This is a genomic window from Stenotrophomonas sp. 22LJNL06-5-1, assembly GCF_056861455.1.
In genome coordinates, this window is record NZ_JBSPUE010000005.1 from 107,531 (window position 1) to 129,945 (window position 22,415).

Genomic DNA, 22,415 nt, shown 5'->3' on the forward strand with positions numbered 1-22,415 from the left:
AGATGTCGCCGGGAACGATGCCCCACGGTAGCGCCGGGCCATGCCCGGCGAAAGGCGTGCGAACCAACGGTTCGCACCCACCGCCCTACGCCGCTGCGGCGTCGCGGCTGTGGTCGAACTGGCCGTGGCGCAGGAAATGCGCGGTCTGCCGCGCGGCATCGGGCGACACCACCAGGCCACTGTGGCTGGTGCGCACCACGCAATGGTCGGCCAGGCCCGGCAGGCGGGTCTCGGCCAATGCCACGGTGCCATCGGAGGCATCGTCGATGGCGCCCAGCAGGCTGCCCAGCCCGTGCGGCACCGAACCGGCGATCAGGCCAACCTCGGCCCTGCCCTGCCAGTCCGGCAGGCCATCCAGCAGCAGGTCGCTGCTGCGCCCCAGCGCCAGGCCCCAGCCGTGCTCGGACAACGAGCGTGCAGTGCCACTGCCGCGCAGCGGCGAGCCCAGGCAGACCACGCGCTGCACATCCAGCTGCGGCTGGCGGCGCAAGGCCTCCAGCGCCAGCAATCCACCCAGGCTGTGGCCGACCAGCGACAACGGGCCGGCATCGGCCAGCCGCTCCAGCAGCTGCGGCACGGCCACGTCGGGGCCACCGAACACCGAGGAGTAACCGAACGCGTGCACCTGGAAACCACGTGCGCGCAGGCGCCAGGCCAGCGGCCCGACCCAGGCACGGGCATTCCAGATGCCATGCAGCAGCAATACGGGGGGAGTCATGCAAACAGCCTGGCGATCAGCGGGGCGGGAACGTGAGGTGATTGAACACGCGCGCGCAGCAAGCGGCGGTGAACGTCAGGCCGCGCGCGGTGCGCGGCGCAGAATGAATTCGAGGTCCTGGGTGTCACCGACCGGGAACAGGTACTCGCCGGCCTTCTCGAAACCATAGCGGGCGTAGAAGCGCTGCGCGCCGAAGTTCTCCGACCACACGCCCAGCCACAGCGTGCGCGGGCCTTCGTGCTCCAGCCAGGCCAGGGCGGTTTCCAGCAGGCGGCTGCCCCAGCCGCAGCTTTGCTGCGTCTTGATCAGGTACAGGCGCTTGAGTTCGCCGTCACCGGGCTTCACGTCCGGGTGCGGCAAGCCGCAGGGGCCGGCGGCGGCATGGCCGACCGCCTCCCCGTCCAGTTCCAGCAGCCACACCGCGTAATCCGGATGGGCCAGGATCACGCGCTGGCGCTCGACCGTGTAGGCCTCCTCAAGGAAGGCCTGCAGGTCCTGCGGCGGATACAGATGACCGAAGGTTTCGGTGAACGTGCGGGCAGCCAGCGCCGACAGGGTCGGCGCGTCGTCCACGGTGGCGCGGCGGATCGAATACATGCAGGAAGTTGACGTCAGGGCGAAGCGCGGGTCAAGCCTTTTCAGGCGATTCCGCTTCTTCTTCCTCGTCCTCTTCCTCGTATTCCTCTTCGTCCTCGTCCTCTTCTTCCTCGCCGTCCTCGTCCTCGTCGTACTCTTCCTCTTCGTCGTCCTCGTAATCCTCGACGCCGAAGTCTTCACCATCCCAACGGCCTTCGCCGTCGGCGACGAAGGTCAGGGCCATCGCCGCCGGGTTGGTACCGACGCGGACCAGCCAACCACCGAACACGCGTGCACGCTCGGTGACCAGGGTGGCCTCGGAGCCTTCATTGCCCAGCTTTTCCCACTCCAGCGAAAACGCAAACTCGGTCATTGCCTGGATCTCCTGATCAGTTGGTCTTGGGGCGAACCTGGATGTGCACTTCGGCCAGCTGCACGTCGACGATCGGCGACGGCGCGTCGGTCATCAGATCCTGTGCACCGGTGGTCTTCGGGAACGGGATGACGTCGCGGATCGACTCGGTGCCGGCCATCAGCGCGGCGATGCGGTCGATGCCGAAGGCGATGCCACCGTGCGGCGGCGCGCCGTAGTTCAGCGCGTCGAGCAGGAAGCCGAACTTGGCGCGGGCTTCTTCGGCACCGATGCCGAGCAGCTCGAACACCGCGCTCTGCATGTCCGGACGGTGGATACGGATGGAACCGCCACCGATTTCATTGCCGTTGAGCACCATGTCGTAGCCGCGCGAGACGGCGGTACGGGCATTGGCGCGCAGGTCGGCGATGTCGTCCACGGCCGGTGCGGTGAAGGGGTGATGCAGGGCGACGTAGCGCTGCTCTTCCTCATCCCACTCGAACATCGGGAAGTCGGTGACCCACAGCGGGGCCCAGCCGTCGGCGACCAGGCCGAAGTCCTTGCCGGCCTTCAGGCGCAGCGCGCCCATGAAGTCGGAGACCTTGTTGTAGCCACCGGCACCGAAGAACACGATGTCGCCATTGCCGGCGCCGACGTGCGCGACCAGGGCGGCGAAGGATTCCTCGCTGAAGAACTTCTGGATCGGCGAGCTGACTTCGCCGTTGTCGGCGATCTTGATGTAGGCCAGACCCTTGGCACCGTACTTGGCGGCGTGCGCGGCGTACTCGTCGATCTGCTTGCGGCTCAGCGCTGCACCGCCCGGGATGCGCAGTGCGGCAACGCGGCCCTCGGCATCGTTGGCCGGGCCGGTGAACACGGCAAATTCGCTGTCCTTGACCAGCTCGGCCACGTCCACCAGTTCCAGCGCGATGCGCAGGTCCGGCTTGTCCGAACCGTAGCGACGCATCGCCTCGGCCCAGGTCATGCGCGGGAAGGTGGCATCCAGCTGCACGTCCACCACTTCCTTGAAGATGGCGCGGATCATGTCTTCGACGAAGTCCTGCACGTCGCGCTCGCGGACGAAGGCGAATTCCATGTCCAGCTGGGTGAATTCCAGCTGGCGGTCGGCACGCAGGGCTTCGTCGCGGAAGCAGCGCGCGATCTGGTAGTAACGGTCAAAGCCGGCCACCATCAGGATCTGCTTGAACAGCTGCGGGCTTTGCGGCAGGGCGTAGAACTCGCCCGGGTGCATGCGCGCCGGCACCAGGAAGTCGCGGGCGCCTTCCGGGGTGGCCTTGGTCAGGATCGGGGTCTCGATGTCCTGGAAGCCCTTTTCGTCCAGATGGCGGCGCAGGGCCTGCACCAGCTTGATGCGGGTGCGCTGCATGCGCTGCATTTCCGGGCGGCGCAGGTCCAGGTAGCGGTATTTCAGGCGGGTTTCTTCGCCCGGGTTCTCGTGGGCGTGGAACGGCAGCGGTGCGGCCTTGTTCAGCACGGTGATGGCGGTGGCGATCACTTCCACCTTGCCGGTGCGCATCTTGTCGTTCACCGCGTGGCGGGCGCGCACCACGCCTTCCACCTGCAGTACGTCCTCGTAGCCCAGCGACGCGGCCACGGCGAACACGTCGGCGTTGTCGACTTCCACGGTCACCTGCACGATGCCTTCATGATCCCGGAGATCGATGAAGCAGACGCCGCCCTGGTTACGGGCCACGTCGGTCCAGCCGGCGAGGGTGACAGTCTGGCCAATCAGGGTCTCGTCGACCAGGCCGCAGAAGTGGGTACGCATGGGGGAAGCTCCGCTGGAGAACGCCGGCACCGGATGGGGGCCGGAAAGCCTCGTATTCTGCGGCCGAGGCCCCGGCCGGGGCAAATCCGGCCAGTCACACCGGCTTGATCGCCCCCCTCCCTATAGTCGGGCACCTGCCACCGTATGGGATGCCGCCATGAAACCGCTGTCCCTGGCCAGCCTGGCCGTAACCCTCAGCCTGGGTGCCCTGGGCACCCTTGCCCTGCCCGCCCCTTCCGCGCATGCGCAGAGCGGCGTGGTCCGCTGCGAAAGCCAGAACAACCGCGAACGGGTCTGCAACACCGGCTGGCGCAATGCGCAGCTGGTGCGCCAGCTGTCCGGCTCGGACTGCGATGAAGGACGAACCTGGGGCAGTCGTAACGGCAGCATCTGGGTCACCAACGGCTGCCGCGCGGAGTTCGTCGAGGCCCGCGGTGGCTGGGGCGGCGGCAATGGCGGTGGCTGGGGCGGCAACAACGGCCGGCCCGGCGAGACCATCCGCTGCGAGAGCCAGAACAACCGTGAGCGCAGCTGCCCGGTCGGCTGGCGCAATGCCCGCCTGGTCCGCCAGCTGTCCGGCAGCCCCTGCAACGAAGGGCGTACCTGGGGCGTGCGCAATGGCGCGATCTGGGTCAGCGGCGGCTGCCGAGCCGAATTCGCCGAAGCCCGTGGCTGGGGCGGCGGCGGCGGTGGCTGGGGCGGCGGCAACAGCAATTACTCGGTTACCTGCAGCAGCAACAACAACCGCTCGCAGACCTGCGACTGGGATGAGCGCCAGGGCCGCCCGGTGCTGCAGCAGCAGCTGTCCGGCAGTGCCTGCCAGGAAGGCCGCAGCTGGGGCTACTCACGTGGACAGGTGTGGGTGAGCAACGGCTGCCGGGCGCGTTTCGGTACGCGGTGAGTGCAGGGTCGGGATCAGAGCCCTCCGCAGGAGGGATCCGGCCCCGGGATCACGGCGCGGGTGCTGTGTCGTCGCCCCACGGTGCAGGCGGCAGGTCGACCGGCTTGCTCAGGTCGAACTGCACGCGGAAGCGGCGGCCCTCCGGGCGGGTCAGCTCGTAGACGAAGGTCTGGTCGGGATCGATTTCCATCGCCCACGTGTTGTGGGTCGAGGCCAGCATGTCGGCGCGGCGGAACATCGCCACCGAATCGGCATCGGCCGGGAACTGCTGGCGCTCGGCGGTGCCCGGCGGCGTGCTGTCGCCACCGTAGAGGGTGATCGCGTCGGGGCTGCCGTCTTCGTGGCGATGGTCATGCTTCAGGCGCAGGCCGTTCGGAGTGCGGGTCAGCACCCACGTGCGCGAGTGGTCATCACCGACATGGAACGGGATGCGCAGCTCATGTGCCGGGTCGGCACAGCCGCGCACGTGCATGACCAGGCGCTGCCCGGCGAACGGGTCCTTGCCGGTCGGTGCCGGCGTGTCCTCCACCACCTTGCCGGCGTAGGCCTGGCCACAGTGCGCGGCGATGGCGGCCATGAAGGCATCGGCCGGTGCGGTCGCCAGGTCATGGGCGACCGTGTCGGAGCGCTGCGTACAGGCAGCAAGGCTGAGCAGGAGGACGGAAGCGGTGACGGCGGCGGACAGTTTCATACCCCAACCCTAACGGCCATGGCCGAAGTGCGCAAACCGCACGCGCAGCATCCGCTCAGCGATCGAGGGCAGGCGCCGCCGGCAGCGTTTCGGTGACCGCCACCGGCGCGGCTTCGCCTTCACCCGCAGGTTCCTGCTCGACCGGATCGACATCGAACGGGGTACGGAACACCAGCGACGGCAGCAGCGTGGTCAGCGCCGCGTAGAGCAGCAGCGCACCGAACAGCACCGCCGGGATCTGGAAGCGCTCGCGCATGATCGCCGCCAGCACCAAGGTGAAGATGAGGGTCGGGGCCAACGCCAGCGAGACCCGCAGGCTGCTCCGGAAGCTCTCGCCGAACATCACCCGGCGCTGCAGCCAGACCACGCCGATGCGCAGCGGCAGCACCACCAGGGTGATCACGATGCCCAGCCCCAGCGCCTCGAAGCTCAGCGCTTCGGCGGGCACTTTGGTGCCGGCGTTGAAGAAGTAGAACGGCACGAAGAACGAGGCAAACAGGCGCAGCGCATGCAGGTTCTCGTGCGAGGCCAGCAGCGGCATGCGCTGGTGCAGCAGGCGCGCGACCAGGCCGGCGATGAACGCGCCGACCAGGTAGTACACGCCCAGCAGATAGGTGATGTAGGCCGCGACCATGCCGACCATCACCAGCAACGAGAACTCCGAACCCGGCGCATGCGGCGCCACCCAGCGGCCGAGCGCGATGAACAGCAGCGGCAGGCCGATCATCATCGCCAGCAGGGCCAGGCTGGACAGCGCCATATGCCCCGGATCACCCGCCTGCAGCACGATGAACAACGCCGCCAGCGCCAGCAGTTCACCGGCGATGGCCTTGCTGGTCACCCAGAAGCGCTCGTCCTCGCTCAGGCCCAGCCGCGACAGCGAATCCATGATGAAACCGGTGGACGGCGTCAGCAGCGCCAGGGCCAGCAGGCCGGCGGCCTGCCAGGGCAGTCCCGCGTAGCGCCAGGCCAGCCAGCCTACGCCGAACAGCGTGCCGGTACGGATCACCAGATGCGCCAGCAGCGGCCACATGCCCCGCCGCAGCGCCTGCAGGTCCACTTCCAGGCCAGCGAACAGGAACAACGAGGAAATTCCCAGCGTGGCCAGCAGGCCGATCACCGCGTCGTGCGCCTGGTCACCCAACCACAGCATGCCGATGATGCCGAACAGCAGGCAGGTCAGCGGCGCAGGCAGGCTGAAACGCTGCAGCGCGCGCGGGATCACCAGCAGCGCGAAGATCAGCAGCAGGTAGATCAATTCATGGCTCATGGGGGACTTCCGTGTGGTTCGAACGCGCGCAGGATGCGCGCGCCGAACCGATCCGGCAAGCCGTTCCTGGATGACTCCCGGTTACCTCATCCGATCAGGCGATCGGCGATGCGGCCCACCTGTTCCAGCACGCTAGCGCGTTGCTCGTAGCTGATCGCACCCGCCTGCAGATAGGCGGTCAGCACCCAGGGGGCGCCCCCGGCCAGCGGCCACAGCACGGCAATATCGTTGCGCGCGTCCTCGCCATTGCTGCCGGTCTTGTCACCAACGCGCCAGCGCTTGCCGAGGCCCGCGCGCAGGCAGGCGTCGCCGGTTTCGTTGTCGATCAGCCAGTCGGCCAGCTGCTGCCGCGAAGCCGGTTGCAGTACCTCGCCCAGCACCACGCGCTGCAGGGTCGCGGCCATCGCCGCCGGCGTGGTGGTATCGCGTGGATCGCCCTTGGCGAAGCTGTTCAGCTCCGGCTCCAGGCGGTCACTGCGGCTCACCGCATCACCGCTCGCGCGCAGGAACGCAGTCACCGCCGGCGGGCCACCGACCACGCCGAACAGCAGGTTGGCTGCAGTGTTGTCGCTGGTGATCAGGGTCGCCCGGCACAGGTCGCGCACGGTCAGGTCCTTGCCGGCATGGCGGCGGGTGACCGGTGCGTGCGAGAGCAGATCGGCGTCGCGCACTGGCACGCGCCTGTCCAGCAATGCCGGCATCCGTTCGGCCTGGCTGAGCACGGTGGCCGCCAGCACACTTTTGAAGGTGCTGCACATCGGGAAGCGCTCGTCCTGACGATGACCGATGCGGCGACCGCTGGCAGTGTCCAGCAGGGTCACGCCGAGGCGTCCGGCGCAGGCCTTTTCCAGCGCGGCGAAGTCAGTGGCGGCAGAGATGGCGGCATCGGTGGGTGCGTTGGCGGTGGCCTTGCCCGCTGCACGTGCCAGCAGCGGCAAGGCAAGCGAGGAAGCCACGGCGGCACCACTGAACTGCAGAAATCGGCGACGGGCGAGCATGCGGGTTCTCCTGGGGGACCGCTCGATTATTGAAGCCTTGATCGGGGGCGACCAGCGCAAAAAATCTGCGAGAGACATTAGTTCAATTAATGTCTGAAGCATTCAACCCCTTAATTCTCCGAAATATATCGTTGAAGCGTTAGGATCAGCCATCACTCCAGCTCACGACTGCGCGATGTTGCACCCTACCCTGCCACTGAACGCGCTGCGCGCCTTCGAGGCCGCCGCCCGCCACCAGAACTTCACCCGTGCCGCGCTGGAGCTGTGTGTCAGCCAGGCCGCGCTGAGTCACCAGATCCGTGGGCTGGAGGACCGGCTCGGCATCCGCCTGTTCCATCGCCTGCCACGCGGCGTCGCCCTCACCGATGAAGGCGCGGCGCTGTATCCGGTGCTCAACGAATCGTTCGAGCGCATCTCGGCCAGCATCGCGCGCTATACCGGCGGGCCGGCCCGCGAAGTCCTGACGCTGGGCGTGGTCGGCACCTTCGCCACCGGTTGGCTGCTGCCACGGCTGGCCACGTTCGAGGCCGCGCACCCGGATATCGAGCTGCGCCTGCAGACCCACAACAACCGCATCGATCTGGCCGGCGAGGGCCTGGACCTGGCGATCCGGTTTGGTGATGGCGACTGGCAGGGCCAGGCCTGCACGGCAATCCTCAATGCACCGTTTGCACCGCTGTGTGCACCGGCATTGGCGCGGCGGCTTAAGCAGCCGCGCGACCTGGGCACGCTGCCGCTGCTGCGCTCCTACCGCAGCGATGAATGGCCGCGCTGGCTGCAGGCGGCAGGAGTGAGTGGCGTGGAAGCCCGCGGGCCGGTGTTTGATTCGTCGTTGACGGTGGCGATGGCCGCGGTCGGCGGTGCCGGCGTGGCGCTGCTGCCATTGCGCATGTTCGAGCAGGAGCTGGCCGAAGGCCGTTTGCTGCAGCCGTTCAGCACCACGCTGGAGCTGGGGCGCTACTGGCTGACACGATTGCGCTCGCGCGCCGAGCGTGAACCGGCGAAGCGGTTCCGCGAATGGCTGCAGGCGCAGGGCGCGTAACAAAAAAAGGGGACGGAGGGGATTAAGTCGTTTGTGCCACAAACGACTTAATCCCCTCCGTCCCCTTTTTTTGCATGATCAGGACTCCAGCAGCTCCATCCACGCTGCCTCAGCCTTTTCCAGTTGCGCAGCGGCGGTTTCGCGGTCACGGCCGATCACCGCCATACGGGTGGCGTCAGCGTAATTGGCCGGGTCGGCCAGCTGGCGGTCCAGCTCGGCCAGTGCACCTTCCAGCTCAGCCACCCTGGCTTCGGCCGCGGCCAGCTTGTGCGGATTCACCGGCTTCTTCTGCACCACCTGCGCCACCGGCGCGGTCTTGACCACCACCGGCTCTTCCACCTGCTCCATGCGCGCCTTGGTGCCCTGCGCCTGCGGGCGGGTGCGCAGCCACGCGGCGTAGGCATCCAGGTCGCCGTCGAACGGCTCGACCACGCCATCGGCCACGCGCCAGTAGGTATCGCAGACCAGGCCGATCAGATGGCGGTCATGCGAGACCATCACGATCGCGCCTTCGAAGGTGGCCAATGCTTCGGCCAGCGCTTCGCGCATTTCCAGGTCAAGGTGGTTGGTCGGTTCGTCCAGCAGCAGCACGTTCGGCTGCTGCCAGGCGATCAGCGCCAGCGCCAGGCGCGCACGCTCGCCACCGGAGAAGCCATCGACCGGCTCGAATGCGCGGTCGCCGGGGAAGTTCCACTTGCCGAGGAAATCGCGGAACGACTGGTTCGGTGCGTCCGGGGCGATCTCGCGGAAGTGCTCCATCGGCGACTGGCCCTCGTGCAGCGACTCCACCGTGTGCTGGGCGAAGTAGCCGATCTTCAGGTCCGGGTGTGCCATGCGCTCACCGGCGATCGGCGCCAGCTCGCCCACCAGGGTCTTCACCAGGGTGGTCTTACCGGCACCGTTCGGGCCGAGCAGGCCGATACGCTGGCCCGCTTCCAGGCCGAAGCCGACGTTGTGCAGGATCACCGCGTCCTTGCCGTAGCCGGCCTCGACGTGGTTCAGGCGGATCAGCGAGAACGGCAGCTTGGCCGGCGGCGCGAACTCAACGCGGAACTCGCGCTCGGCGCGCACCGCTTCGGTTCCCGTCAGCTTGGCCAGCCGCTTCATGCGGCTCTGCGCCTGCGCTGCCTTGCTGGCCAGCGCCTTGAAGCGGTCGATGAAGCTCTGCAGGTGGGCGCGCTCGGCCTGCTCCTTCTCGTGCGCGATCTGCTGCTGGCGCAGCTGCTCGGCGCGCTGGCGCTCGAAATCGGTGTAACCGCCGGGATAGAGCTTGGCGCCGCCACCGTGCAGGTGCAGGGTGTGGGTGGCCACGTTGTCCAGGAACTCGCGGTCATGCGAGATCAACAACAGGGTGCCCGGGTACTTCAGCAGCCACTGTTCCAGCCAGTACACCGCGTCCAGATCGAGGTGGTTGGTCGGTTCGTCGAGCAGCAGCAGGTCGCTGGGCATCATCAGCGCGCGCGCCAGGTTCAGGCGCACGCGCCAGCCACCGGAGAACGAGGACACCGCGCGGTGGTGGGTATCGGCCGGGAAGCCGAGGCCGTGCAGCAGCTTGCCGGCGCGCGCTTCGGCGTCGTAGGCATTGAGCTCGGCCATCTTCGTGTGCGCTTCGGCCACCGCCTCCCAGTCTTCGCGGGCGGTCGCGTCGGCCTCGGCGGCCAGCACCGCGGCCACTTCGATGTCACCGCCGAGCACGAAGCTCAGTGCCGGGTCCGGCAGCGACGGGGTTTCCTGGGCAACGCTGGCGATGCGCACCTTGCCGGGCAGATCGACATCGCCCTTGTCCGCCTCCAGCTCGCCCTTCACCGCCGCGAACAGACTGGACTTGCCAGCACCGTTGCGGCCGACCACACCCACCCGGTAACCGGCGTGCAGGGTCAGGTCGACATTGGACAACAGCAGCCGCTCGCCGCGGCGCAAGGCGAAATTACGAAGGGAAATCATCGGGGGAGGCGTCCATATAACCAGATGGAATGTGCTGGTGAGCACTGTTCCTGCGACGCAATTCTAGCGTTAACGAATACTTGACGCGCCCCGGGATGCGCAGCGGCCGGCGTTTCTCTCTCCCACGTCCTCGCCGCGCGCGTCCCGGGCTCCCTCCCCCGCCAGTGCCAGTTCGGGCTAAATGGTTGCTGCTGCAACGTTTTTTCCGATGACCGGCATTTGACAGGCACTGAATATCCCGTTAATTCCTGCTTTGCGCACCGCAACAACCGCCGTCCGCCTCACCCCCGTGATGTCGATTCCGGTGCCGCCCCCGCCAACCGGAGCCCCATCCCGATGACCCGCAAGACCAGCCTGATCGCCGCCGCCGTCGCTGTCGCACTCGGTGGCTCTCCGTTCGTTGCCGCCGCCCAGCAGGCCGGCACCGCCGCCAACACCCTGGACACGGTGATCGTCACCGGCACCCGCGTGGCCGACCGCACCGTCGCCGAATCGCAGTCGCCGATCGACATCATCACCCCCGAAGCCCTGCAGTCCACCGGCACCAGCGAGCTGGCCACCGCCCTGTCGCGCGCCCTGCCCTCGCTGAATTTCCCGCGCCCGGCCCTGACCGATGGCACCAGCGGTGTGCGTCCGGCGCAGCTGCGTGGCCTGTCGCCGGACCAGGTACTGGTGCTGGTCGACGGCAAGCGCCGCCACACCTCGGCGATGATCAACGTCAACGGCAGCATTGGCCGTGGCTCGTCGGCGGTGGACATCAATGCGATCCCGATCGCTGCCATCGAGCGCGTGGAAGTGCTGCGTGACGGTGCGTCGGCGCAGTACGGCTCGGACGCCATCGCCGGCGTCATCAACATCGTGCTCAAGGGCAGCGGCAGTGGCGGCAGCCTGGCGGTGGACTACGGCCAGTACTCGGCCGGTGACGGCAACAAGTACCAGCTCTCCGGCGATACCGGCGTCGAGTTCGGCAACGGCCGTGGCCGCGTGCACGTGGCTGGCCAGATCAGCCAGCAGGACGAAAGCAACCGCGCCGGCCCGTACCGCGGTACCACCCCGAACACCGGCAACTTCCCGAGCATCGGCCAGAAGACCTTCATCGTCGGCGACCCGCGCGTGGATGCGACCGCGGCTTCGGTCAATGCCAGCTTCGATTTCAGCGACCGCGTGACCGGCTATGCCAGCGCGCTGCTGAGCAACCGCGACATCACCTCGTTCGCGTTCTACCGCTCGCGCAACCACAGCGGGCAGAGCGCGCTGCTGGCGCAGACCTATCCGGATGGTTTCGTGCCGGAGATCAACCAGTATTCCAAGGACCGCTCGCTGGTGGCCGGGGTCAAGGGCAACACCGACAACGGCTGGACCTGGGACCTGAGCCTGAACCACGGCGAGAACACCCTGGATTTCCACACCCGCAACAGCATCAACTACAGCCTGGGCGCGACCAGCCCGCGCTCGTTCTACGACGGCACGCTGAAGTACCAGCAGGACATCTTCAACGCCGACCTGACCAAGTCGCTGGACTGGGGCCTGGCCTACCCGGTCACGCTGTCCTTCGGCGGTGAATACCGCAAGGAAAAGTGGGACCAGAAGCCGGGTGAGCTGAACTCGTACACCGGCAGCGGCGCACAGGGCTTCGGCGGTTTCACGCCGACCAATGAAGTGCATGCCGACCGCCACAACTACGCGGTCTACGCCGGCCTGGAAGCGGACCTGACCGAGAAGTTCTCGGCCGGCATCACCGGACGCTACGAGGATTACTCGGACTTCGGCGACCGCTTCTCCGGCAAGCTGTCGGCGCGCTACGCATTCACCGACAAGGTCGCGCTGCGGGCCACCGCGTCCAGTGGCTTCCGTGCACCGTCGCTGGCGCAGCAGGGCTACCAGGCGGTCACCAGCCAGTTCCTCAATGGCGTGTTCGTCGAGCGCGGTACCTTCCCGACCACCAGCCCGGCCGCGCAGGCGCTGGGCGCCTCGCCGCTGAAGGCCGAGACCTCCACCTCCTACAGCCTGGGCCTGGTGCTGCAGCCGGTCGACCGCCTGTACATCACCGTCGACGCCTACCAGATCGACATCGATGACCGCATCGCATTGTCGTCCAGCATCACCACCAACGCCGCCACCAGCGCGCTGCTGGGCACGCTGGGCCTGCCGCAGGTGACCGCGTTCTCGTACTTCACCAACGGCCTGGATACGCGCACCCGTGGCGTCGACTTCGTGTCCAGCTACACCGTGCCGTTCACGGCCAGCAGCCTGGAGCTGACCGCTGCATACAGCTACAACGACACTGAAGTGCGCCGCGTCGGTGGCACCCCGGCGGTGTTCGGCACGCTGGGCCTGACCCAGTCGCTGATCGGCCGCGATGAGATCGGCCGCATCGAGGACAGCTACCCGCGCGACAAGGCGATCCTGAGCGGCACCTGGCGTTCGGACCACTGGGAACTGGGCCTGGCCGCAACCCGCTACGGCAAGTTCACCGTGCGCAACTCGGCCACCGCACTGCGCGACCAGACCTACGGCGACGCCTGGGTGGTGGATGCCTCGGCCAGCTACAAGCCGAGCAGCAACTGGACCCTGACCGTGGGCGCCGACAACCTGCTGGACAAGTACCCGGACCGCACCGAAGACCTGCAGAACTCGACCTTCGGCATGCTGCCGTACAGCAACTACTCGCCGTTCGGCTTCAACGGCGCGTATGTGTACGGCCGGGTCAAGTACACCTGGTAAGCGGTAGTGCCGGCCGCTGGCCGGCAACCCCAGGCCGCATCTGGAGGAGAGCCCCTTCTTGTTGAAGGGGCGCGCCGAAGGCGGGGTAGAGGAGAAATGCGTGGTCAAACCCGCCGGCCACGGCACGTTGCCGGCGGGTTTGCCGTATGTGGCCGCATCGGTGAAAATCGGGGCATCCCCCCGATTTCCTGCGAGTGCCGATGCACCATGACACCGACCTGATCAACATCGTTGCCGTTGGCCTGGGGCTCGCCTTCATCTTCGGCGCGCTGGCCAACAAGCTCCGCTTGTCTCCCCTGGTCGGTTACCTGGTTGCTGGCATCTGCGTAGGTCCGTTCACCCCCGGCTTCGTCGCCGACCAGGCGCTGGCGAACCAGCTGGCCGAGCTGGGCGTGATGCTGCTGATGTTCGGCGTCGGCCTGCACTTCTCGCTGAAGGACCTGATGGCGGTCAAGGCCATCGCCATTCCCGGTGCCATCGGGCAGATCGCGGTCGCCACCCTGCTCGGCTGGGGCGTGGCCTCGCTGATGGGCTGGCCAGCCATCCATGGCGTCATCTTCGGTTTCTCGCTGGCCACGGCCAGTACCGTGGTGCTGTTGCGGGCAATGGAAGAACGCCGCCTGCTGGAAACGATGCGCGGCAAGATCGCGGTCGGCTGGCTGATCGTGGAAGACCTGGCCTGTGTGCTGGCGCTGGTGATGATGCCGGTGATGGCCGGTGTGTTCGGCCCCGATGCGGCCAAGGAATCGCACTCGCTCGGCAGCGTGCTGGCCGACATCGGCTGGACCTTCGTACAGCTGGGCCTGTTCGTGGCGGTGATGCTGGTGGTCGGGCGCCGGGTCATCCCGTGGATCCTGGAACGCATCGCCGGTACCGGTTCGCGCGAACTGTTCACCCTGTCGGTGCTGGCGATCGCGCTGGGCGTGGCGTTCGGCTCGGCCATGCTGTTCGGCGTCTCGTTCGCGCTGGGCGCGTTCTTCGCCGGCATGCTGCTCAACGAATCGGAGCTGAGCCACAAGGCCGCGCATGATTCGCTGCCGCTGCGCGATGCATTCGCGGTGCTGTTCTTTGTGTCGGTCGGCATGCTGTTCGACCCCAACATCCTCGTTCAGCACCCGTGGCAGGTGCTGGCCACGGTGCTGATCATCATGTTCGGCAAGTCGGCCGCTGCGTTCTTCATCGTGCGCGCCTTCGGCCACCCGACCAGCACCGCGCTGACCATCTCGGCCAGCCTGGCGCAGATCGGCGAGTTCGCCTTCATCATCGCCGGCCTCGGTGTTGCGCTGCAGATCCTGCCGAAGGAAGGCCAGTCGCTGGTGCTGGCCGGTGCGCTGGTGTCGATCATGCTCAACCCGCTGGTGTTCGGGCTGCTCGACCGTTGGCAGGCCAAGCAGGAGCAGTCGCCCCAGGCCGTCGAGCCCGAAGAGGCCACCGGTCCCTCGCGTGACCTGCATGACCACGCCATCGTGATTGGTTATGGCCGCGTCGGCAGCGAGCTGGCCCAGGTGCTGCGCGATCGTGGCGTGCCGGTGCTGGTGATCGATGACAACAAGGAACACGTCGAGCAGGCGCACGCCAAGGGCCTGGCGGCGATCCGCGGCAGTGCCGCCGCCGACCGGGTGCTGGCCGAGGCCCATCCGGAGCGCGCCAAGATTGCGGTGCTGGCGATTCCGCAGCCGCTGGAAGCCGGTGAGGCGCTGGCCAAGCTGCGGGCGATCAACCCGGACCTGACCCTGCTGGCGCGTGCGCACAGCGATGCCGAGGTGAAGCATCTGCTGGAGCACGGTGCCGATGGCACGGTGATGGCCGAACGCGAGCTGGCCTACTCGCTGGCGGAGATGATCATGTCGACGCCACCGTACCGGAACCTGGGACAGCACAGCATTCCGGTGGTGTGACATTCCGCGGACACTCCCGCAACCAGACCCACCCCGCCTTCGATGGATTTCTGCGATCTGCAGTAGATCCACGCCATGCGTGGATGGATCACCATCAGAATCGAACATTCCGACAGTTCATCGAAGAGCATCCACGCATGGCGTGGATCTACCAGGTTGGCCGCTCCATGGGTGCACGGGAAAAAAAAAATCCCCGGTCGACCCGCATCGACCGGGGATCTGGATCGCCACGTTGCCATGCCTTGGAGAGGCAGTTCCACCGTAGCGCATTGCGGTGCCGGTGGTGATCGCCTGTGGCGATGACGACCAAGCGTGTGGCTATCAGGCGTCGGCCAGGGCCTGTTCCAGGTCCGCGCGCAGGTCGCCGATGTGCTCGATGCCGATCGACAGCCGCACGGTGTCTTCACTGACGCCGGCCTTGGCCAGCTCCGCCGCATCCAGCTGGCGGTGGGTGGTCGAGGCTGGATGGGTGGCCAGCGACTTCGCGTCGCCCAGGTTGACCAGGCGGGTGAACAGCTTCAGCGCATCAAGGAAGCGCGCGCCGGCTTCACGGCCGCCGGGCAGGCCGAACGTGAGGACGCCCGAGCCGTGCCCGCCGAGGTAGCGCTGTGCGGCGGCATGTTCGGGATCGTCGGCCAGTCCCGCGTAACGTACCCAGGCAACCTTGTCGTGCGCCTGCAGGAACTGCGCGACGGCCAGCGCATTGGCATTGATGCGCTCCATGCGCAGGGCCAGGGTCTCGATGCCCTGCAGGATCAGGAACGCGTTGAACGGTGACAGCGCCGCGCCGGTATTGCGCAGCGGCACCACCCGCGCGCGGCCGATGTAGGCTGCCGGTCCCAGTGCCTCGGTATAGACCACGCCGTGGTAGCTCGGGTCAGGCTGGTTGAGCCGCGCGAAGCGTTTGGGCTGCGCCGCCCAGTCAAAGCGGCCGGAATCAATGATCGCGCCGCCCAGGCTGGTGCCGTGGCCGCCCAGATACTTGGTCAGCGAGTGCACCACGATGTCGGCGCCGTGCTCGAACGGGCGCAGCAGGAACGGTGTGGCCACGGTGTTGTCCACGATCAGCGGCACGCCAGCGGCACGCGCGACCTCGGCAATCGCAGCGATGTCGGTGACGTTGCCGCGCGGGTTGCCGATCGATTCGACGAACACCGCCTTGGTGCGTTCGTCGATCAGGTCGGCGAACGCTGCTGGATCGGCGGGGTCGGCGAAGCGCGCCTGGATGCCGTACTGCGGCAGCGTGTGCGCCAGCAGGTTGAGGCTGCCGCCATACAGCGCACTGGAGGCAACGATGTTGTCACCGGCCTCGGCGATGGTCTGGATGGCATAGGTGATCGCAGCCTGCCCCGAGGCCAGCGCGAGCGCACCGATGCCGCCTTCCAGCGCGGCCAGGCGCTGCTCCAGCACGTCGGTGGTGGGGTTCATGATGCGGGTGTAGATGTTGCCCGGCACCTTCAGATCAAACAGGTCGGCACCGTGCTGGGTGTCATCGAAGGCATACGCCACCGTCTGGTAGATCGGCACCGCCACCGCGCGGGTGGTCGGGTCGGGACGGTAGCCGCCGTGCACGGCCAGGGTTTCCAGTTGCCACTGCGGGTCACTCATTGCGCCAGGCTCCATCCGGGGAAACCGCCACCATAGGTCAGCGGGGGCCGCCCGCTGAAAGCCGCTGGCGATGACGCCAGTACCGCCGGTTATCAGGTTGGCCGCGATTCAGGCAGCCGTCATGGGCCGTTGCTAGGCTTCGCCGCCGGGCGCTCCTGCCCGGGCACGGAAGCCCAACGCGTATGCAGCCATCCCCTTGGACACCCACCGCCAGCGGCACACCGACCCAGGTCCTGCTGGTGGAAGACGACCGCCGCCTGGCCGAGCTGGTCAGCGATTACCTCCACGAACACGGCTTCGCCGTGCAGCACGTCGCGCGTGGCGACCTCGCCGGTGCGGCCTGCCGCCAGCATGCGCCGGAACTGGTGGTGCTGGACCTGATGCTGCCCGGCCTCGGCGGCATCGACGTCTGCCGGCAGATCCGCAGCTTCTCTGATGTACCGATCCTGATGCTGACCGCCTGCGAGGACGACATCGAACAGGTGCTGGGCCTGGAATCGGGCGCCGACGATTACGTGCACAAGCCGATCGAACCGCGCCTGCTGCTGGCCCGCCTGCGCGCCCTGCTGCGGCGCCGCCATGGCAGCGGCAACACCAGCTCGCCGTGCCGGCTGATGCACGGTGGGTTGCTGATCGACCGCATGCAGCGCGAGGTGCACCTGCACGGGCAGCCGGTGGAACTGGGCACCACCGAATTCGAGATTCTGTGGCTTCTGGCCAGCCAGCCGGGGCAGATCCTGTCGCGCGACCAGATCCTGCAGGCGGTGCGCGGCATCGGCTTCGACGGCCTGGACCGCAGCGTCGATGTCAGCATCGGCAAGCTGCGCCGCAAGCTCGGCGACGATGCACGCGAACCGCGGCGGATCAAGACCGTGTGGGGCCGCGGCTACCAGTTCAACCCGTCGGCCTGGACGGCATGAAGCGGCTGTTCCTGTGGTTGTGGTTCGTCACCGGTGCCTGCTTCCTGATCTCGGTGTTCTTCTTCAACCGCATCCTGGACGGCATCTACACGCCCATGCAGGATCGCGTCTTCGTCCAGCAGGTGCGCGGACAGGTGTACGCCCTGCGCAGTGGCCTGGCCGGCCTGGACACCGGGCAGCAGCGTGAGCGCCTGCAGCAGTGGCAGCCACACTACGGCATCACCCTGACCCTGCTCGACAGTCCTCCCGCGCTCGACCCGCAGGAACAGACGGCCGTGCAGGCCGATGGCTTCATCATGCGCGATCAGTACCAGCAGGTCCTGCTGCCGATCGAGGGCCTCGACGGCCGTTGGCTGCATCTGCGCCTGCCTGGCGCGGTGCAGATGACGACGTACATGACCATTGCCGTCTATCTCAGCATCCTGTTACTGGTGGGCGCCAGCCTGTATGCCTGGGTGCGCCTGCTCTGGCGCGACCTCGAAGCATTGCGCCTGCACGCCGACCGCATCGGTGCCGGTGATCTGCAGGCGCGCGCACAGGTCTCGCCACGCTCGCAGATCCGGGTCATCGTCGATCATTCCAACCGCATGGCCGCACGCGTGGCCGAACTGGTGCAGCGCCAACGCGACCTGACCCATGCGATCTCGCATGAGCTGCGCACGCCGATCGCGCGCGTGGCCTTCGGCCTGGACCTGATGCAGGACAGCGACGATCACGAACGCCGTGCACGGCTGGCACAGGGGCTGCACGGCGACCTGGCCGAACTCAACCGGCTGGTCAGCGAGCTGCTGGCCTATGAACGTCTGGAGCATCCCAGCGACGGCGAGCCGATGCAGCGCATCGAAGCCAACGACTGGCTGCAGGCCTGCCTGGCCGATGCGCGCCGTGATGCCGAACGTGCCGGCGTGGTCCTGCGCGTGCAGCCCAGTGCGTTGCCACGGGTGGATGCCGAGCCACGCCTGCTGCAGCTGGCACTCAGCAATCTCGTGGGCAATGCGCTGCGCCACGCGCATTCGCAGGTGGAAGTCTCGCTGGTCGGTGTTGGTGGCCGCGCCTGCCTGCGCGTGGACGACGACGGCCCCGGCATCGCCGAAGCCGATCGCGAGAAGGTGATGCGGCCGTTCACCCGCCTGGACGACAGCCGCAGCCGCGACACCGGCGGCTTCGGACTGGGCCTGGCCATCGTCAGCCGCATCGCCGCCCGCCACGGTGGCGAGTTGCGCATCAGCCGCGCCACGCTGGGCGGCGCGCGCCTGGAAATGCACTGGCCGCTGGCTGCCAGCTGAACGCCCAAGGGCGCCATTACAGTTGATTACAACTCCCGCACAACTGCGGAGGGATCGGTCGCCGGCATATCGCCACGCTGGCACCCCTGCAGCACTCGCCGGATGCGCGTGCTGCTTTCCTCCCATTGTCGAGAGATTCCATGTCCCAGCTTCGCCGTACTCCGTCCCTGCTCTGCCTGGCCCTGCTGCCGCTGTTTGCCGCGCCGATCGCCCACGCCAAGGATGACCACTGGACCTTCGAAGTCGCCGCCGGTGCCGGTGCGACCCCACGCTACAGCGGCAGCAAGGAGTACCAGGCGTCGCCCATGCTGTCCTTCGATGCCATGTCACCCGGTGGCTGGTTTCTGGGCACCAGTGGCATCGGCTGGGGCACGGGCATCGGCCAACACACGCATGTGCGCGCCTACATCGGTGCCAGCGGCAGCCGCCGCGACAAGGACTCGGCCCTCGGTGGCTCGGACTTCCTGCGCGGCATGGGTGATATCCGTACCCGTCCCCTGGTCGGCCTCTCCGCTGGTTATACGCTGGGCGAAGCCGTGCTGAGCGGCTCCTGGCAGTTCACCCGCAAGGACGAGGACAAGGCCGAGAACGGCCTATCCACCCAGCAGATCCATCTGAATCTGAGCATGCCGCTGTTCGACCTGGCCGGCGGCGTGGTCAGCGGCAGTGTTTCCACCGACTACGGTAACCGCGGTTACATGCAGACCTGGTACGGCGTCAGTCCGGAACAAGCGGCGCGCACCGGCTTTGCCCAGCACAAGCCGAAGGCCGGCCTGGTCAGCGCCGGTCTCGGCCTGAAGTGGAGCCATCGCGTGGGCCGCAATGGCAACTGGTACATCTCGACCGAAGGCACGCGCCTGCTCGGCGATGCGGCCGACAGCCCGATCGTGCAGAAGGCGAACCAGTTCGGCTTGATGAGCGGCTATACGCACCGCTTCTGAGTGGGCGCCGGGCATGGCCCGGCGTACTTCGCAGCAAACGGGGCGCTGCGGTCAGGCAGCGCCCCGTGTGAATCACGCCTTGGCGAATACCAGATGGCCGCCATCGTTGCCGACTTCGATGGTGTCGCCGTTGACGAAGGCCCCGGACAGGATCTTCTGCGCCAGCGGATTTTCCAGCTGTGCCTGGATCGCACGCTTCAACGGACGCGCGCCATACACCGGATCGAAACCGACGTTGCCGAGCAGGTCGAACGCTGCATCGGACACCAGCAGCTTCAAGCCACGTTCGGCCAGGCGCCTTTCCAGGCCACGCATCTGGATGCGCGCGATCTGCTTGATCTGCTGCTTGTCCAGCGGATGGAACACCACGATGTCGTCCAGGCGGTTGATGAACTCTGGACGGAAGTGCGCCTGCACCACGCCCATCACCGCCGCCTTCATCTGCGTGTAGGCCTCCGGGCTGTCGTCAGCGCTCATGTCCTGGATCTGGTGCGAGCCCAGGTTCGAGGTCATCACGATGACGGTGTTGCGGAAGTCCACGGTACGGCCCTGGCCATCGGTCAGGCGGCCATCGTCCAGCACCTGCAGCAGGATGTTGAACACATCCGGATGCGCCTTCTCCACTTCGTCGAGCAGGATCAGCGAATACGGGCGACGACGCACGGCCTCGGTCAGGTAGCCACCTTCCTCGTAGCCGACGTAGCCCGGGGGCGCACCGATCAGGCGGGCGACGCTGTGCTTCTCCATGAACTCGCTCATGTCGATGCGGATCATCGCGTCGGCACTGTCGAACAGGAATTCGGCCAACGACTTGCACAGTTCGGTCTTGCCGACACCGGTCGGGCCGAGGAACAGGAACGAGCCAGCCGGACGATTCGGATCGGACAAGCCCGCACGCGAACGGCGCACGGCATCGGAGACGACCTTGATCGCTTCTTCCTGGCCGACCACGCGGTTGTGCAGCACCTCTTCCATGCGCAGCAGCTTGTCGCGCTCACCTTCGAGCATCTTGTTGACCGGGATGCCGGTCCAGCGCGATACGACCTCGGCGATCTCCTCGTCGGTGACCCGGTCCTGCACCAGCTTGAAGTCCTTGTGCTCGGCTTCCTGCGCGGCGGCCAACTGCTTTTCCAGCTGCGGCAGCAGGCCGTACTGGATCTCGCTCATGCGCGCGAAATCCTGGCGGCGCTGCGCGGATTCCAGCTCCAGCTTGGCCTGTTCGACCTGCTCCTTGATCTTGGTTGCACCCTGCAGCGCCGCCTTCTCCGACTTCCAGATTTCATTGAGATCGGAGAACTCGCGCTCCAACGCATCGATGTCGTTTTCCAGATCGGCCAGGCGCTGCCGCGAGGCCTCGTCCTTTTCCTTCTTCAGCATTTCGCGCTGGATCTTCAGCTGGATCACCCGGCGTTCCAGGCGATCCAGTTCCTCCGGCTTGGAGTCGATCTCCATGCGCAGGCGCGAGGCGGCCTCGTCCATCAGATCGATGGCCTTGTCCGGCAGCTGGCGGTCGGTGATGTAGCGGTTGGACAGCGTGGCCGCCGCCACGATGGCCGGGTCGGTGATCTCCACGCCATGATGCACGGCGTACTTCTCCTTCAGCCCGCGCAGGATCGCGATGGTGTCTTCCACCGACGGTTCGCCCACGAACACCTTCTGGAAGCGGCGCTCCAGCGCAGCATCCTTTTCGATGTACTTGCGGTACTCATCCAGCGTGGTGGCACCCACGCAGTGCAGCTCGCCGCGTGCCAGCGCCGGCTTGAGCATGTTGCCGGCATCCATCGCGCCGTCGGCCTTGCCGGCACCGACCATGGTGTGCAGCTCGTCGATGAACAGGATGATCTGCCCTTTGCTCTTGGCCAGGTCGTTGAGCACGCCCTTCAGGCGTTCCTCGAATTCACCGCGGAACTTGGCGCCGGCAATCAACGCGCCCATGTCCAGCGACAGCACGCGCTTGCCGCGCAGGCCTTCGGGCACTTCGTCGTTGATGATGCGCTGGGCCAGGCCCTCGACGATCGCAGTCTTGCCCACGCCGGGTTCGCCGATCAGCACCGGGTTGTTCTTGGTCCGGCGCTGCAGCACCTGGATGGTGCGGCGGATTTCCTCGTCACGGCCGATCACCGGATCGAGCTTGCCGCTCTCGGCACGCGCGGTCAGGTCGATGGTGTACTTCTCCAGTGCCTGCCGCTGTTCCTCGGCATTTTCCGACTGCACGTTCTCGCCACCGCGCAGCTTGTCGATGGCGGCCTGCAGGCGGCTCTTGTCGGCACCGGCGGCGCGCAGCGCCATGCCCAGCGTGCCGCTGTCTTCCAGCGCGGCCAGCACGAACCACTCGCTGGCAATGAAGGCATCGCCGTTCTGCTGGGCCAGCTTGTCAGTGTGATTGAGCAGGCGGCCGAGGTCGTTGCCCATCGAAACGTTGCCGGCCTGGCCGGACACCTTCGGCAGTGCATCCAGCGCCTCGGTCAGGCGCTCGCGCAGCACCGGCACGTTCACCCCGGCCTGGGCCAGCAACGGGCGCGTGCTGCCGCCCTGCTGGTCCAGCAGCGCGCTGAACAGGTGAACCGGTTCGATGATGCTGTTGTCGCGGCCCACGGCCAGCGACTGTGCGTCTGCCAGCGCCTGCTGGAAACGCGAGGTGAGCTTGTCCATCCGCATTGCGAAACCTCATCGGTCATCAGGGCCGGCCCGCGCCGGCGATGCTGGAAAGATGCGGTTGCCCCACCCGGTTTCAAGGGTGGCTGCGACTGCACCCCG

17 protein-coding genes are annotated in these 22,415 nt (G+C 67.1%); 7 read left to right on the forward strand and 10 right to left on the reverse strand.

Annotated features, from left to right (window positions below; genetic code table 11):
* Positions 1–85: 85 nt before the first annotated feature.
* The 4 genes from AC13GF_RS12400 to aspS form a co-directional block, all read right to left on the reverse strand.
* Positions 86–718, reverse strand: a complete 633-nt coding sequence (locus tag AC13GF_RS12400) for an esterase/lipase family protein (protein ID WP_032128532.1) — start codon at positions 716–718, stop codon at positions 86–88.
* Positions 719–793: 75 nt separating this feature from the next.
* Positions 794–1,315 carry a GNAT family N-acetyltransferase gene (locus AC13GF_RS12405; protein ID WP_014038229.1) on the reverse strand — a complete coding sequence of 174 codons (522 nt, stop codon included), beginning with the start codon at positions 1,313–1,315 and terminating at the stop codon, positions 794–796.
* A gap of 31 nt (positions 1,316–1,346) precedes the next feature.
* Positions 1,347–1,667: a DNA primase gene (locus tag AC13GF_RS12410; protein WP_483004799.1), complete on the reverse strand. Its 321-nt coding sequence runs from the start codon at positions 1,665–1,667 to the stop codon at positions 1,347–1,349.
* A 16-nt stretch (positions 1,668–1,683) separates the two neighbouring features.
* On the reverse strand, positions 1,684–3,435 hold the full coding sequence (gene aspS, locus AC13GF_RS12415) for an aspartate--tRNA ligase (protein ID WP_483004800.1): 1,752 nt from the start codon (positions 3,433–3,435) through the stop codon (positions 1,684–1,686).
* A 157-nt stretch (positions 3,436–3,592) separates the two neighbouring features.
* Between aspS and AC13GF_RS12420 the strand changes: the two genes are divergently transcribed.
* Entirely contained in the window at positions 3,593–4,336 is a 744-nt protein-coding gene (locus AC13GF_RS12420) for a DUF3011 domain-containing protein (protein WP_483004801.1), read from the forward strand.
* 49 nt (positions 4,337–4,385) lie between these two features.
* Here the strand turns inward: AC13GF_RS12420 and AC13GF_RS12425 are convergent, their stop codons facing one another.
* The 3 genes from AC13GF_RS12425 to blaL2 all read right to left on the reverse strand — a co-directional run bounded on the left by AC13GF_RS12425 (position 4,386) and on the right by blaL2 (position 7,295).
* Complete coding sequence (locus AC13GF_RS12425; RefSeq protein WP_483004802.1) at positions 4,386–5,027, reverse strand: hypothetical protein; 642 nt, start codon at positions 5,025–5,027, stop codon at positions 4,386–4,388.
* Positions 5,028–5,082: 55 nt separating this feature from the next.
* A complete protein-coding gene (locus AC13GF_RS12430) occupies positions 5,083–6,297 on the reverse strand; it encodes a cation:proton antiporter (RefSeq protein WP_126929990.1) in 1,215 nt (404 codons plus the stop codon).
* 86 nt (positions 6,298–6,383) lie between these two features.
* The gene (gene blaL2, locus AC13GF_RS12435; RefSeq protein WP_483004803.1) at positions 6,384–7,295 is read right to left on the reverse strand and encodes a L2 family extended-spectrum class A beta-lactamase; all 912 of its coding nucleotides are present in this window, start codon (positions 7,293–7,295) and stop codon (positions 6,384–6,386) included.
* 175 nt (positions 7,296–7,470) lie between these two features.
* Between blaL2 and ampR the strand changes: the two genes are divergently transcribed.
* Entirely contained in the window at positions 7,471–8,337 is an 867-nt protein-coding gene (ampR, locus tag AC13GF_RS12440; protein ID WP_483004804.1) for a LysR family transcriptional regulator AmpR, read from the forward strand.
* A 78-nt stretch (positions 8,338–8,415) separates the two neighbouring features.
* Here ampR and AC13GF_RS12445 read toward each other — a convergent pair whose 3' ends face one another.
* Positions 8,416–10,281 (reverse strand): ABC-F family ATP-binding cassette domain-containing protein, encoded by a 1,866-nt coding sequence (locus AC13GF_RS12445; RefSeq protein WP_483004805.1) that lies wholly within the window; start codon positions 10,279–10,281, stop codon positions 8,416–8,418.
* A gap of 336 nt (positions 10,282–10,617) precedes the next feature.
* Here AC13GF_RS12445 and AC13GF_RS12450 point away from each other — a divergent pair, with 336 nt between their 5' ends.
* A complete protein-coding gene (locus AC13GF_RS12450; protein WP_483004806.1) occupies positions 10,618–13,005 on the forward strand; it encodes a TonB-dependent receptor plug domain-containing protein in 2,388 nt (795 codons plus the stop codon).
* Positions 13,006–13,205: 200 nt separating this feature from the next.
* On the forward strand, positions 13,206–14,903 hold the full coding sequence (gene ybaL / locus AC13GF_RS12455) for a YbaL family putative K(+) efflux transporter (RefSeq protein ID WP_483004807.1): 1,698 nt from the start codon (positions 13,206–13,208) through the stop codon (positions 14,901–14,903).
* Between the two features lie 321 nt (positions 14,904–15,224).
* Here the strand turns inward: ybaL and AC13GF_RS12460 are convergent, their stop codons facing one another.
* Positions 15,225–16,511, reverse strand: a complete 1,287-nt coding sequence (locus tag AC13GF_RS12460; RefSeq protein WP_483004808.1) for an O-acetylhomoserine aminocarboxypropyltransferase/cysteine synthase family protein — start codon at positions 16,509–16,511, stop codon at positions 15,225–15,227.
* A gap of 182 nt (positions 16,512–16,693) precedes the next feature.
* Here AC13GF_RS12460 and AC13GF_RS12465 point away from each other — a divergent pair, with 182 nt between their 5' ends.
* The 3 genes from AC13GF_RS12465 (at position 16,694) to AC13GF_RS12475 (ending at position 19,658) form a co-directional block, all read left to right on the forward strand.
* Positions 16,694–17,431, forward strand: a complete 738-nt coding sequence (locus AC13GF_RS12465; RefSeq protein ID WP_126929997.1) for a winged helix-turn-helix domain-containing protein — start codon at positions 16,694–16,696, stop codon at positions 17,429–17,431.
* Positions 17,428–18,717 carry an ATP-binding protein gene (locus AC13GF_RS12470; RefSeq protein WP_483004809.1) on the forward strand — a complete coding sequence of 430 codons (1,290 nt, stop codon included), beginning with the start codon at positions 17,428–17,430 and terminating at the stop codon, positions 18,715–18,717. The genes AC13GF_RS12465 and AC13GF_RS12470 overlap by 4 nt, the downstream gene beginning before the upstream one ends.
* A 140-nt stretch (positions 18,718–18,857) precedes the next feature.
* The gene (locus tag AC13GF_RS12475; protein WP_483004810.1) at positions 18,858–19,658 is read left to right on the forward strand and encodes a MipA/OmpV family protein; all 801 of its coding nucleotides are present in this window, start codon (positions 18,858–18,860) and stop codon (positions 19,656–19,658) included.
* A 72-nt stretch (positions 19,659–19,730) separates the two neighbouring features.
* Here the strand turns inward: AC13GF_RS12475 and clpB are convergent, their stop codons facing one another.
* Positions 19,731–22,316, reverse strand: a complete 2,586-nt coding sequence (gene clpB, locus AC13GF_RS12480; RefSeq protein ID WP_483004811.1) for an ATP-dependent chaperone ClpB — start codon at positions 22,314–22,316, stop codon at positions 19,731–19,733.
* Positions 22,317–22,415: the final 99 nt, after the last annotated feature.

Coding starts and splice junctions, on each gene's coding strand:
- AC13GF_RS12450 (WP_483004806.1), top strand. CDS start 10,618: ATGACCCGCAAGACCAGCCTGATCGCCGCCGCCGTCGCTGTCGCACTC.
- AC13GF_RS12445 (WP_483004805.1), bottom strand. CDS start 10,281: ATGATTTCCCTTCGTAATTTCGCCTTGCGCCGCGGCGAGCGGCTGCTG.
- AC13GF_RS12430 (WP_126929990.1), bottom strand. CDS start 6,297: ATGAGCCATGAATTGATCTACCTGCTGCTGATCTTCGCGCTGCTGGTG.
- AC13GF_RS12475 (WP_483004810.1), top strand. CDS start 18,858: ATGTCCCAGCTTCGCCGTACTCCGTCCCTGCTCTGCCTGGCCCTGCTG.
- AC13GF_RS12465 (WP_126929997.1), top strand. CDS start 16,694: ATGCAGCCATCCCCTTGGACACCCACCGCCAGCGGCACACCGACCCAG.
- aspS (WP_483004800.1), bottom strand. CDS start 3,435: ATGCGTACCCACTTCTGCGGCCTGGTCGACGAGACCCTGATTGGCCAG.
- ybaL (WP_483004807.1), top strand. CDS start 13,206: ATGCACCATGACACCGACCTGATCAACATCGTTGCCGTTGGCCTGGGG.
- blaL2 (WP_483004803.1), bottom strand. CDS start 7,295: ATGCTCGCCCGTCGCCGATTTCTGCAGTTCAGTGGTGCCGCCGTGGCT.
- AC13GF_RS12405 (WP_014038229.1), bottom strand. CDS start 1,315: ATGTATTCGATCCGCCGCGCCACCGTGGACGACGCGCCGACCCTGTCG.
- AC13GF_RS12425 (WP_483004802.1), bottom strand. CDS start 5,027: ATGAAACTGTCCGCCGCCGTCACCGCTTCCGTCCTCCTGCTCAGCCTT.
- clpB (WP_483004811.1), bottom strand. CDS start 22,316: ATGCGGATGGACAAGCTCACCTCGCGTTTCCAGCAGGCGCTGGCAGAC.
- AC13GF_RS12400 (WP_032128532.1), bottom strand. CDS start 718: ATGACTCCCCCCGTATTGCTGCTGCATGGCATCTGGAATGCCCGTGCC.
- AC13GF_RS12460 (WP_483004808.1), bottom strand. CDS start 16,511: ATGAGTGACCCGCAGTGGCAACTGGAAACCCTGGCCGTGCACGGCGGC.
- ampR (WP_483004804.1), top strand. CDS start 7,471: ATGTTGCACCCTACCCTGCCACTGAACGCGCTGCGCGCCTTCGAGGCC.
- AC13GF_RS12420 (WP_483004801.1), top strand. CDS start 3,593: ATGAAACCGCTGTCCCTGGCCAGCCTGGCCGTAACCCTCAGCCTGGGT.
- AC13GF_RS12410 (WP_483004799.1), bottom strand. CDS start 1,667: ATGACCGAGTTTGCGTTTTCGCTGGAGTGGGAAAAGCTGGGCAATGAA.
- AC13GF_RS12470 (WP_483004809.1), top strand. CDS start 17,428: ATGAAGCGGCTGTTCCTGTGGTTGTGGTTCGTCACCGGTGCCTGCTTC.